The following is an 11,812-nucleotide window of genomic DNA, read 5'->3' as shown; positions in this document are numbered from 1 at the left end:
CAACTGCGCCCGAGCACGGTTCACTTCATGTGCGTCCACACACTCAGCATGCCGCTGAACACGGCCGACAGAAAGACCTAACGGAGTCCTACTAGTACTCCGTACCCTTCCTGGGATTCTCGTCGACGGGCCGCCGAATTCCTCGGCGGCCCGTCGGCTTTCCCGCCGCGCACACATGACCGCCGACCGCGACTCGGGGAGCTCACCGGCGCACGCATGACGGTTGAAACCTCCGCACGCTGGGCCATATGGGGTATAACCCGCAACCCTTGCGTGGTCTATCCAGTTAATGATCATGCAGCTCCCCAACAGGAGTCCGCTTTCCGAAGGGAATGAACATGAAGAAGCTGTGGGCAACCGCTGCTATCGCCGCTTCCATCGCCGGGATCTCGGCCACGGCCGCCCCCGAGGCGCTGGCGATCGGCGACGGCGGTGGTACCACGTCCGTCAGCGGCAACGGCGCCGAGCAGTCGTTCGGCAACTCCGCCACGTTCGGCGACATGAGCCCGCAGCTGTCGCTGGTCCAGGGTTCGCTGAACAAGCCCTGCATCGGCCTGCCGGCCAAGCTCAACCTCGGTGGGGTCGCGGGCGCCGTCCCGGTCACCGTGCAGGACATCCCGATCCTGTCGGCCCCGCAGAACCAGCAGTGTGTCGAGAACTCGACCCAGGCCAAGGGCGACGAGCCGCTGTCGCACATCCTGGACCAGATCCCGGTCCTCTCGGGCAACGGCACCAACAACCGCTGATCCCAGCACCGCGAGAGCGGGCCGCCGAGCACCTCGGCGGCCCGCTTTTCCGTGTGTACGGCTCTCAGCCCCCGTACAGCGCCTCGATCTCGGCCGCGTATGCCGCCGTCACCGCGTGCCGCCTGACCTTCAGGGACGGGGTGAGCAGGCCGTTGTCCTCGCTGAACTCGCCTTCCACCAAGGCGAACGCGCGGATGGACTCGGCGCGCGAGACGGCCTCGTTCGCGTGGTCCACGGCCTTCTGGACATCGGCGCGCAGAGCGGGATCCCCCACGAGTTCGGACAGCGGGGTGTCGGCGGGCCGTTTGCGGACGGTGAGCCAGTGGGCGAGGGCCTCGGGGTCCAGGGTGATCAGCGCGGCGATGAACGGGCGGTTGTCGCCGACGACGACGCACTGGCCGACCGGCGGGCGGCTGCGCAGTCGGTCCTCCAGGACGGCGGGGGAGACGTTCTTGCCGCCTGAGGTGACGAGGAGGTCCTTCTTGCGGCCGGTGATGGTGAGGTACCCGTCCTCGTCGAGGGCGCCGAGGTCGCCGGTCGCGAACCAGTCGTCGCGCAGCGCCGCTTCCGTCGCCTCCGCGTTGTTCCAGTAGGCGCGGAAGACGACACCGCCCTTGACGAGCACCTCGCCGTCGTCGGCGATACGGACCGCCGTGCCGGGGACCGGGAGGCCCACGGTGCCGGGGCGGGGCCGCAGGGGCGGCACGATCGTCGCCGCGGCGGTGGTCTCCGTCAGGCCGTACCCCTCGTAGACGATGATTCCGGCGGCGTAGAAGAACAGGTTGAGGTCGCGGTCGAGCGGTGAGCCGCCGCTGATGGCGTAGCGCATACGGCCGCCGAGTTCCTTGCGGACACGGCGGTAGACCAGCAGGTCGTACAGCGCCCAGGCGGCGTACAGGCCGGGTCCGGGGCCCTTGCCCGTCCCGAGGAACCTGTTCAGATACGCCTGCCCGAAGCGGACGCCGACGCGGTCGGCGCGGCCGAAGGAGGCACCGCGGCCGATCTTCTCGGCGGTGGCGCGGCCGGTGTCGTGGATCTTCTCGAAGAGGTACGGCACGCCGACGAGGAAGGTGGGGCGGAACTCCCGCAGCGCGGGCCGGAGTTCGTCCGGTCTGACGCTCGGACAGTGGCCCAGTTCGATGCGGGCCATCAGGCAGGCGATCTGGAGGGTGCGGCCCAGGATGTGGGCGAGCGGCAGGAACAGGAGGGTCGAGGCGGTCTGGCCGGTGACCTCCTTGAAGACGGGGTGCAGCAACTCGACCGTGTTGGCCGCCTCGGCGTGCAGATTGGCGTGGGTGAGGACGCAGCCCTTCGGCCGTCCGGTGGTGCCTGAGGTGTAGCAGAGGGTCGCGACCGTGTCGGGGGTGAGCGCGGCGCGGCGCTTGGTGACCTCCTCGTCGGGGATGTCCCGTCCCAGGGCGGCGAGTTCGGCGAGCGCGTCCGTGTCCAGTCGCCAGACGCGCGGGGGTGCGGGGTGCCGGGCCGTGGCGGTGGTCACGGTGTCGGCGTTCTGGACCGTCTCGACGATCGCGAAGTGCGCCCCCGAGTCCCGGACGATCCACTCCACCTGCTCGGCCGACGAGGTCGGGTAGACGGGGACGGACCGGCCACCGGCCGCCCAGATCGCGAAATCGAGGACGGTCCACTCGTAGCGCGTACGGGACATCACCACGACCCGGCCGCCCGGTTCGAGGCCCGCCGCGATCAACCCCTTCGCGGTGTCGGTGACTTCGCGGGCGAAGGCCGCCGCGGTGACCGGGCGCCGGCCTTCGCTCTCCCCGCGGCGCAGGACCACGGCGTCGGGCGCCTGGGCCGCGTTGGTGAAGGGCAGGTCGGCGACGCTGCCGGTGGTGGGGCGCGGGGCCATGGGGGCGGTGCGGACCTCGCGCACCGTGCCGGTCCCGTCCCTGATCAGCTCGACCTCACCGCGGGACGCGAGGTCCGTGCGCCGCTTCGCCCGTTTCAGATCCTTGCGTACGCCCATCACGGCTCCACCAGGTCGCAGGGTTCTTACTCGGGAGTCAACTTACTCACTCGTAAAGGAAGTTCAATGCGGCCGTCGGACTCGGACTCGATGCCGACCCGGTGAGCGCCGTGACGGACCGACGCCGCCGCTATCCCATGAGTCCACTCGCCCGCTCCACCGCGTCCGCCAGGTCGTCCACCGCCTTGTCCTCCGCGGCGGACGCCACCCGGTGGGCCCGGTCGGCGAGTTCGCCCAGCGGGAGGGCGCCGGGGAGCGGGTCCGCCTTGTCGTCGCTCGTGCGCAGGTCGTCGGCGAAGTACGCGGCCACGGCGTCGACCTGGAGGCGGGTGGAGGAGGTCCACAGGTCCTCGTCGAGGGAGCCGGTCTCCAGCTGGCCGGACTCCTCGTGCGGGGCGCGGGTGTCGGGGTCGAGCCAGCGGACGCTCGCGGTGGCGAGGTGGCCGGAGGCGCCGGGCCTGGTGCGGACCGCGTAGAGGGCCGTGACCGTGTGGCCGGGTCCGACCTCGCCGCCGTCCACCCGGTCGTTGCGGAAGTCCTCGTCGGCGACCTGGCGGTCGTCGTATCCGATCAGCCGGAACTGCTTGACGGTCTGCGGGTCGAAGGCGACCTGTGCCTTGGCGTCGCGGGCCGTGAGGTCGATGTTCTGCGGAAGCTGCTCGCAGAAGACCTTGCGGGCGTCCTCGGGGTTCGAGACGTACGTCGTGTGGCCGTCGCCCTTGTCGGCGAGGCGCTCCATGAGGGCGTCGCCGTACTCGCTGCCCACGCCGACACCGAAGAGGGTGATGCCGTGTTCGCGGCGGGCGGTGGAGATGTTCTCGAGGATGGCGTCCGCGTCGGTCTCGCCGGTGTTGGCGAGGGCGTCGGAGATCAGCACGACGCGGTTGGTGGCGCCCTCGCGCAGGCCCTTGACGGCCGTGGCGTACCCGGTGCGCACGCCCGCGCCGAGATTGGTCGACTCCGTCGGTTCCAGTCCCCTGATCACGTCGTGGACGCGGTCGCGGTGGTGGCCGAGGCGGGTCATCGGGAGCACGGTCCTGGCCTCGTCGCTGAAGGTGACCACGGCTACCGAGTCGTCGTCGCGCAGCCGGTCCGTCATCACGCCGAGGGCGTCCTGGGCGAGGTCGAGCCGGCCGGGCTCGCCCATGGAGCCGGATATGTCGATGACGAAGGTGAGGGCGGCGGGCGGGCGTTCGCCGCTCTGGGCCGCGGTGCGGGTGGCGAGGCCGACGCGGACCAGCGACCAGTCCTTCTCCTGGGTGCGGGCGCCGTCGACGGTGACCGAGAAGCCGTTGCCTTCGGGCCGCCGGTAGTCCTGCCGGAAGCTGTTGACGAACTCCTCGGGGCGGACGGTCGACGCGTCGGGCAGCCGGCCGTCGGCGAGGGCGCGCCGGGCGTAGCCGTAGGAGGCGGTGTCGACGTCGAGGGCGAAGGTGGAGAGGTAGTCGGGGGACGGCGCGAACTCGCGGCTCGCGCCGCCCGTAGGCGTGTCCTTCTGTTCGCCCTGGGAGGTCCCGGAGGTCCGGTTCGGGGCGGGCTGCGGGAACCCGCGTCCGCCGGACTTGTTCGAACCGTCCGTCGAGGAGCCGTTGCTGTCGCTCGCGCCGCAGCCGGTGAGGAGCAGGCCGCCCGCGAGCGTCAGGCCGATCAGGGCGGCGACCGGTCGCCACGGTCGCCCGATCCTCGGCTGCCGCCGCGGTCGCCCTGTGTGTTCGTCGTTCCCCGTCAGTGTCATCCGTGCCCCCTCGGTGAGTCGCCTGTCTGCCGGCTGTCCGCCGACGTCCATGGGCCGACGTCTGTGACTGTGACGCCCGAGGGGGCCCGGATGTGCGCTACGGAGCGTTGCGGATGGATCTCGAAGCGGCCACGAAGGGCGGTCGTCGAGACCGGTAGGTGACGCTCCGGAGATCTACGACACGATGTCCTTGCGCCGGAAACCCCGGAAGGCCAGGGCGAACAGGACGAGGGCGTACGTTATCGAAATCGCGGTGCCCTGGATCATGCCGCCCCACTCCGGCTTGGGCTGGATGGCGTCGGCCCAGGCGAACTGCCAGTGTGCGGGCAGGAAGTCGCGCCAGTGGCCGAGGGCGGTGACCGCGTCCAGGACGTTCCCCACGATCGTCAGGCCGACCGCGCCGCCGACCGCGCCCAGGGGCGCGTCCGTCTTGGTGGACAGCCAGAACGCGAGCCCCGCCGTGACCAGTTGGGACACGAAGACGTACGCGATGACCACCAGGAGCCGCTGGGCCGCGGTGCCCGCGGGGAGCGCGCCGCCGGTGGGGATCTCCAGCGGCCCCCAGCCGTACGCCGCCGTGCCCACCGCGAGGGCGACGATCGGCAGCAGCACCATCGCGGCGAGGCTGAGGCCGAGGGCGACGGTGAGCTTGGACCACAGCAGCCGGGCCCGCGGTACGGGGGCCGCGAGCAGATAGCGCAGCGAGGACCAGCTCGCCTCGGAGGCGATCGTGTCCCCGCAGAACAGCGCGACGGGGATGACCAGCAGGAAGCCCGCGGAGACGAAGAGGTTCACCGCGGCGAAGTTGGCGCCCGAGGCGGTCGCCGTGTCCATCAGGGTGACCTGCCCGCCCCGCGAGCCCGGGTCACCGCCGATCGCGAACGCGACGACGAGGACGAAGGGCAGCACCGCGAGGATCGCGCCCATGACGAGCGTGCGGCGCCGCTTCAACTGCCGCAGGAGCTCTACGCGGAGCGGCAGCGTGTGCCGCGCCCGGTAGCCGTCCGCCGTCTCGGCCCGTTCGACGAGCGTGCTCATGCGGCGCCTCCGATCAGGGTGAGGAACGCGTCCTCAAGCCGACGGTGGGGGCCCACCGACCGCACGGGGACTTCCAGTCGTACGAGTTCCACGAGCAGGCGTTCGGCGCTGCCGCCCTCGTCGAGGCGGACCAGCAGCCCGCCCTCGGCGGCGACGGCCGAGGCCACGCCGGGCAGCGCGCCGACCTTGTCGACGACCGGCCCCTCCACGGGCGCGCCCGTACCGACGAGGAGGGTGTCGCCGGAGCCGACGATCTCGCTCACCGGGCCGGCCTGGATCAGCCGGCCGCGGTCCATGACCACCAGGTGGGTGCAGGACTGCTCGACCTCGGCCAGCAGGTGGCTGGAGACGATGACCGTGCGGCCCGCGGCGGCGTAGCGGATCATGACCTCGCGCATCTCGCGGATCTGGGGCGGGTCGAGACCGTTGGTCGGTTCGTCGAGGATGAGGAGGTCCGGGAGGCCCAGCATCGCCTGGGCGATGGCCAGGCGCTGGCGCATGCCCTGGGAGTAGGTGCGGACCGCGCGGGCCAGCGCGTCGCCCAGGCCCGCGATCGCCAGCGCCTCCTCCATGTGGGCGTCCTCGGCCGGACGGCCCGTCGCCTGCCAGTACAGCTCAAGGTTCTCGCGGCCCGAGAGGTGCGGCAGGAAGCCCGCGCCCTCGACGAACGCCCCGACCCGGGAGAGCACCGGGGCGCCGGGCCGGATCGCGTGCCCGAAGACGCGGATCTCGCCGCCGTCGGGCTTGATGAGGCCCATCAGCATGCGCAGCGTGGTCGTCTTGCCCGCGCCGTTCGGCCCCAGCAGGCCCAGGACCTGGCCCTTCTCCACGCGGAACGACAGGTCCCGTACCGCGTACCGGTCCGCCGACTTCGCGTACCGCTTGCTCAGGTCGGTGATCTGGAGCGCGACTTCGGCGAGCTCGGGGTCGGGCGCGACCGGAGCCGTCCGGCGACGGCCGGTCAGCAGAAGTGCGGCGGCGGCGAGCGCGCCGGCCAGGGGCAGCCACCACACCCAGGAGGGCAGCGCGGCGGCGGCGGTCTTCACACCGGGCGCGGTGGGCACGCGCAGGTCGCTCTTCAAGGAGACCGTGTACGTCGCCGGGGCCGCCGGCGAGGCGTAGCCGAGGTCCGTCGAGGCGAGGACCAGGCGCAGCCGGTGGCCCTTCTGGACCTCGTGGTCGATCGCGGGCAGCACGATCGTGACGTCCTTGCCCGCCTTCGCGCCGGTCACCCGCACGGGCGCCACCAGCTGCGAGGGCAGTACCGGCTGGGTGGCGCCGGGCCCGACGTCGTACACCTTCCCGAAGAGGACCGCGTCGTCGGTGCTCGACCGGACGTGGACGGTCACGGTCGGCGACCCGGTGATCCGCAGGCCGTGGCGGAGCGCCGCGGAGTCGAACTGCGCGTACTGGCCCGGGAAGTCGAGGGACACCCCGAGCCCGAGCGCGGACAGCTGCGACAGGCCGCCGGTGCCACCGAGTCCGGGGAGGGCGGAGATCGCGGGCGGACTCGCACCCGCGGGGTTCTGGAAGGTCTGCTCGCGTCGGCCGTCGCTCAGCGCGATGGCGTGCTCGCCGCTCTCCAGGCCCGGGTAGACGTCCCCGCTCGCGCCCCGCAGCTGCGCGGCGCCGTCGGTGGAGTCGATGCCGCCGGTGCGGGTGATACGGAAGGCGGGACCGGTGTCGGCGTTCTTGTCGTCCTTCAGATAGCGGTCGAACCAGGAACCGACACGGGCCTCGACGCGGCTCGTCTCCGGGTCACCGCCGTCGTGCCCGCCGGCGATCCAGTCGACGTCCACCGGCGCGCCGTTGGCCCGGATCGCCTTGGCCATCGCGTCGGCCTGGCCGAGCGGGAAGAGCGAGTCGGTCTGGCCCTGCAGGATGAGCGTGGGCACCTTGATGCGGTCGCCGACGGCGGACGGTGAGCGTTGCTCCAGCAGGGCGCGCGCCTGGGCGTCCGGCTTCCCCGACTCCGCCACCCGGTCGTACATCGCGCACAGCTGCGCCTCGAAGTGGTCGCAGCCGCCGCCGGAGTTGATGAAGATGCCGGCCCAGAGCTTCTTGAACACGTCGTTCGGGAAGAGCGCGTCCGCCAGGTTCCAGTACGTGATCGAGGGGGCGATCGCGTCGACCCTCTTGTCATACCCGGCGGCCAGCAGGGAGATCGCTCCGCCGTACGAGCCTCCGGCTACTCCCACGCGCGGGTCGCCGCTCTTGTCGAGCCGGACCTCGGGCCGCTTGGCCAGCCAGTCGATGAGCTTGGAGACGTCGGCGACCTCGCCCTTGGGGTCGTTCAGCCCGATCTTGCCGGTGGAACGCCCGAAGCCGCGTGCCGACCAGGTCATCACGGCGTATCCGTCGCGGGCGAGTTGCTCCGCCTCGTGCCGCATGTCGTCCTTGCTGCCGCCGAAGCCGTGCCCGAGGAGCACGGCGGGGCGGCGGCCGGAGCCCGCGGTGAAGAACGACGTGTCGATGTTCACCCCGGCGCCCGTGGTCATCACATGGTCGGTGCGGTGGACGGCCGGCCCGTCGTCCGAGGCGACAGCGGTCCACGTGCCGGCGCCGGCGAGCACGACGACGGCGGCCGCGGCGGCGAGCCACCGTCGGCGTCCTCGCCGTGCGGGCCCGCGCAGTCGGGGCAGTCGAAGATCCATGCGTCAACGGTACGGGCCGCCACCGACAACGAAGGCAGCCGCCGGTCTGAACCCGCGCCCCTCCTCCGGGCGTACGAGGCCCCTCCCGTATACCGCGCCCGTGGTACGAGCCCTCTCGGGCATCTTCACGGGCGCGGTGGTGACATGGGACTTCGCGTGCACCCCGGAGGGCTCAGGCCTGGACGTCCTCGGGGATCGACACCAGCCAGCGGGTCTCGCGGCGCGGGCGGAGGTAGAAGGCCCAGTAGAGGGTGGCGACGGCTGTGATGCCGCCGGTCCACAGCAGGTATGTCATCTCCTGCTGGCTCAGGATGTAGGCGAGGACCGCGACCAGGAGCACCGGCATCGCGGGCCACAGCGGCATGCGCCAGGCCGGGGTGTGGCGGTGCTGGCCGCGCCGGGCGAGCAGGGCGGCGACCGCGACGAGCAGGTACATGGCGGTCACCGAGACGCCTGTGACGCCGTACAGGGTGTCCAGGTTGACGAAGCAGAGGAGGGCGCCGGGGACGCCCACCAGGAGGGTGGCGACCCACGGGGAGCCGAAGCGGCCGAGGCGGGAGAGGCTCTGGTTGACCGGCTCGGGCCAGGCCTTGTCACGGGCGGAGGCGAACAGCACCCGGGAGTTCTGGATGACCATGACGATGCCCGCGTTGATGATCGCGAGGGCGACGCAGAGGCTGACGAAGGTGCCGACGGCGGAGTTGGACCAGGCGGTGACCATGCTGCTGATGTCGCCGCCGGTGAGGGTGGACAGGTCCGAGGCGCCCATGGTGATCGCAACGACCGGGACCAGGATGATCACGGTCGAGATGGCGAGGGTGGCCAGGACCGTACGGGCGACGTTGCGGCGCGGGTTCTCCAGTTCCTCGGAGAGGTAGACCGCGGTCGAGAAGCCCTGGGTGATGAAGAGGGCGATCGCGAGCCCCGAGACCACCAGCATGGCCGTCACGGTGTCCGTGTGGCCGCCGGAGCCCGCCACCTGCATCGAGGTGAGGCTGCCGATGCCGCGCTGGCTGTGCGTGAAGCCCAGCACCGCCACTACGGCCGCCGCGATGACCTCCAGGACGAGGAAGACGCCGGTGATCCAGGCATTGGCCCGCAGGTCGAGCAGGCCCGCGAGGGTGGCCAGGAGCATCACGCCCGCGCCCGCCATCGACGGGTTGAGGTGCACGATCGGCGCCAGGTAGTCCGCGGTGCCCATCGCGATCACCGGCGGCACGATCATGACGACGAGGAGGGAGAGCACGAAGACCAGCCAGCCCGCGAGTCGTCCGGCCATCGTCGACACCATGGCGTACTCGCCGCCCGCGCTGGGGATGAGGGTGCCCAGCTCCGAGTAGCAGAACGCCACGGCGATACAGAGCAGCGAGCCGATCGCGATGGTGAGCGCGGTCGCCGTGCCGAGGGACGAGAACAGGTCGGGCACGACCACGAAGAGCGTGGAGGCGGGCGTCACGCACGAGAGCGTCAGCAGGGTGCCGCCGACGACGCCGATGGAACGCTTGAGCTTTTGGGGGCTCCCGGAGGCCGTGGGGGCGGCGTCCGGCAGGGCCTGCTCGACAGGGCGGAGCGTGTCGGTCATGAAGCGGTTCCGATCGACTTGTGCGTCAGAAGACGACTCGTGCGTCAGGTGATTTGGTCGGGAGCGCTATCGCCTCCGGCGGCTCGCGTCGTTCATCTCGTCGTCCGCTCCCGACGCTGATGGAACCTTGACGGAAACCGTTGCGTCAATGGCCGTTTACCTACGGAATCCGCACCATTGAAGCGACGCAGGTCACATCGCTTTCCCAGGCACCGACGCCTACATGTTGCAATCATCAAGATACATCGGAGTGTGACCTTGCTTTCGAAGGCCGTGACGACAAAACACCTCCGCTATCCGTTTCATCACCTCATGACGAGAACCGCAGCCAAGGCCGTGAAATTCACCAGGATTGGTCCGCACAGCCAGGGGTGGGGAAGCATTCGCCCGTGAACGACTTCGCGAAGTTCGGCGCCACGGCCGGGGGCGAGGCTCCGCCCGCCGCGCGGACCGGTGACATGACCGAGGAGCTGAGGGCCGCCGCCCAGCAGCGGAGCTGAGGACGCGAACACGGCGGTGCCCCGCCCCCCGGGACGGAGGACGGGGCACCAGAGGGTCGCTCAGTGGTTGCGCGGGAAGCCCAGGTCCACGCCCGTGGGGGCGTCGGCCGGGTCGGGCCAGCGGGTGGTGACGACCTTGCCGCGGGTGTAGAAGTGCGTGCCGTCGTTGCCGTAGATGTGGTGGTCCCCGAAGAGGGAGTCCTTCCAGCCGCCGAAGGAGTGGTAGCCGACGGGCACCGGGATCGGCACGTTCACACCGACCATGCCCGCCTCGACCTCGAGCTGGAACCGGCGGGCGGCGCCGCCGTCCCGGGTGAAGATCGCGGTGCCGTTGCCGAAGGGCGACGCGTTGATGAGGGCGACACCCTCCTCGTAGGTGTCCACGCGCAGCACGCACAGCACCGGGCCGAAGATCTCGTCCTTGTACGCGTCCGAGGTCACCGGCACCCGGTCGAGCAGCGAGAGGCCGATCCAGTGGCCGTCCTCGTACCCCTCGACCGTGTACCCGGTGCCGTCGAGGACGACCTCGGAGCCCTGCGCCGCCGCGCCCGTGACGTAGGACGCCACCTTGTCGCGGTGCACGGCCGTGATCAGCGGACCCATCTCGGAGGTCGGGTCGTTGCCGGGGCCGATCTTGATCTTCTCGGCGCGCTCGCGGATCTTCTCCACCAGCGCGTCGCCGACCGAGCCGACCGCGACGACGGCGGAGATGGCCATGCAGCGCTCGCCGGCGGAGCCATAGGCTGCCGACACGGCGGCGTCCGCGGCCGCGTCCAGGTCGGCGTCCGGGAGCACCAGCATGTGGTTCTTGGCGCCGCCCAGGGCCTGCACGCGCTTGCCGTTCGCGGAGGCCGTGGTGTGGATGTAGCGGGCGATCGGGGTCGAGCCGACGAAGGACACCGCCTTGACGTCCGGGTGCTCCAGGAGGCGGTCGACGGCCACCTTGTCACCGTGGACGACGTTGAAGACACCGTCGGGCAGACCGGCCTCGGCGAGCAGCTCGGCGACCTTCATGGCGGCCGACGGGTCCTTCTCGGACGGCTTCAGCACGAAGGTGTTGCCGCACGCGATGGCGAGCGGGAACATCCACATCGGCACCATGGCCGGGAAGTTGAACGGCGTGATGCCCGCGACGACGCCCAGCGGCTGCCGGATCGACGCCACGTCGACCTTGGAGGCCACCTCGGTCGACAGCTCGCCCTTCAGCTGCACGGTGATCCCGCACGCCAGGTCGACGATCTCCAGGCCGCGCGCCACCTCGCCGAGCGCGTCCGAGTGCACCTTGCCGTGCTCGGCGGTGATCAGCTCGGCGATCGCGTCCCTGTTCGCGTCGAGCAGCGCCCGGAACTTGAAGAGGATCGTGGACCGCTTGGCCAGCGAGGACTGGCCCCAGGTCGCGTACGCGTCCTTGGCCGCGGCGACCGCGGCGTCCACCTCGTCGACGGTCGCGAAGGCGACCTGCGTGGTCACGGCGCCGGTCGCCGGGTCGGTGACCGGCCCGTACGTACCCGACGCACCCTCGACAGTCTTGCCACCGATCCAGTGGTTGACGGTCTTCGTCATGGCCAAAAAC

At 71.0% G+C, this 11,812-nt stretch carries 7 protein-coding genes; 1 reads left to right on the top strand and 6 read right to left on the bottom strand.

Annotation, left to right across the window (positions count from 1 at the left end; translation table 11 throughout):
- The first annotated feature begins 338 nt into the window (after window positions 1-338).
- Window positions 339-746: a rodlin gene (locus tag ACIRA5_RS30350; protein ID WP_403695826.1), complete on the top strand. Its 408-nt coding sequence runs from the start codon at window positions 339-341 to the stop codon at window positions 744-746.
- Window positions 747-810: 64 nt separating this feature from the next.
- Here ACIRA5_RS30350 and ACIRA5_RS30345 read toward each other — a convergent pair whose 3' ends face one another.
- The 6 genes from ACIRA5_RS30345 to mmsA form a co-directional block, all read right to left on the bottom strand.
- Window positions 811-2,730 carry an AMP-dependent synthetase/ligase gene (locus tag ACIRA5_RS30345; RefSeq protein ID WP_403695823.1) on the bottom strand — a complete coding sequence of 640 codons (1,920 nt, stop codon included), beginning with the start codon at window positions 2,728-2,730 and terminating at the stop codon, window positions 811-813.
- A 130-nt stretch (window positions 2,731-2,860) separates the two neighbouring features.
- On the bottom strand, window positions 2,861-4,465 hold the full coding sequence (locus ACIRA5_RS30340) for a von Willebrand factor type A domain-containing protein (RefSeq protein WP_403695822.1): 1,605 nt from the start codon (window positions 4,463-4,465) through the stop codon (window positions 2,861-2,863).
- Window positions 4,466-4,639: 174 nt separating this feature from the next.
- Complete coding sequence (locus ACIRA5_RS30335; RefSeq protein WP_403695820.1) at window positions 4,640-5,503, bottom strand: ABC transporter permease; 864 nt, start codon at window positions 5,501-5,503, stop codon at window positions 4,640-4,642.
- On the bottom strand, window positions 5,500-8,157 hold the full coding sequence (locus ACIRA5_RS30330; RefSeq protein WP_403695819.1) for an alpha/beta fold hydrolase: 2,658 nt from the start codon (window positions 8,155-8,157) through the stop codon (window positions 5,500-5,502). The genes ACIRA5_RS30335 and ACIRA5_RS30330 overlap by 4 nt, the downstream gene beginning before the upstream one ends.
- Before the next feature lie 172 nt (window positions 8,158-8,329).
- Window positions 8,330-9,739 carry an APC family permease gene (locus tag ACIRA5_RS30325; protein WP_403695817.1) on the bottom strand — a complete coding sequence of 470 codons (1,410 nt, stop codon included), beginning with the start codon at window positions 9,737-9,739 and terminating at the stop codon, window positions 8,330-8,332.
- 560 nt (window positions 9,740-10,299) lie between these two features.
- The gene (gene mmsA / locus ACIRA5_RS30320) at window positions 10,300-11,802 is read right to left on the bottom strand and encodes a CoA-acylating methylmalonate-semialdehyde dehydrogenase (protein WP_352046906.1); all 1,503 of its coding nucleotides are present in this window, start codon (window positions 11,800-11,802) and stop codon (window positions 10,300-10,302) included.
- Window positions 11,803-11,812 lie beyond the last annotated feature (10 nt).

This window comes from Streptomyces sp. NPDC096311 (assembly GCF_044763085.1).
Lineage (GTDB): Bacteria > Actinomycetota > Actinomycetes > Streptomycetales > Streptomycetaceae > Streptomyces.
This window is presented reverse-complemented; position numbering and strand designations above follow the sequence as displayed.